The sequence below is a fragment of the Pseudomonas sp. MWU13-2105 genome (assembly GCF_023242315.1).
Classification (GTDB): domain Bacteria; phylum Pseudomonadota; class Gammaproteobacteria; order Pseudomonadales; family Pseudomonadaceae; genus Aquipseudomonas.
Genome location: NZ_JALLIY010000083.1, coordinates 1 through 592 on the forward strand (window position 1 = coordinate 1; position 592 = coordinate 592).

Consider the following 592-nt stretch of genomic DNA (forward strand, 5'->3'; position numbering starts at 1 on the left):
GAACTGCTCAACCCAACCAACTCCACCCTGATCCTGATCGACCACCAGCCGCAGATGTCCTTCGGCGTGCAATCGATCGATCGCCAGACCCTGAAGAACAACACCGTTGGCCTGGCCAAGGCGGCGAAGATCTTCAACGTGCCGACGATCTATACCTCGGTGGAAACCAAAAGCTTCAGCGGCTACATCTGGCCTGAGTTGCTGGCAGTGAACCCGGGTGCACAGCCGATCGAGCGCACCTCGATGAACTCCTGGGAAGACAAGAAGCTTGTCGAGGCGGTGAAGGCCACCGGGCGCAAGAAGCTGATCATGGCCGCGCTGTGGACCGAGGTGTGCCTGAACTTCCCGGCCCTGGAAGCCATGGCTGAAGGTTTCGAGGTGTACATCGTCACCGACGCGTCCGGCGGTACCACCCAGGAAGCCCACGACATGTCCGTGCAGCGGATGATCCAGGCCGGTGCCGTACCGGTGACCTGGCAGCAGGTACTGCTGGAGTTCCAGCGTGACTGGGCGCACAAGGAAACCTATGACGCGGTGATGGATCTGGTACGCGAGCACAGCGGTGCCTACGGTATGGGCGTGGACTAAGCGG

General features: G+C 61.0%; 1 protein-coding gene. It reads left to right on the forward strand.

The window, feature by feature from the left end; translation table 11 throughout:
* A partial coding sequence (locus tag M5B96_RS32400; RefSeq protein ID WP_248801239.1) for a hydrolase occupies positions 1-588 on the forward strand: 588 nt, incomplete at its 5' end.
* Positions 589-592: the final 4 nt, after the last annotated feature.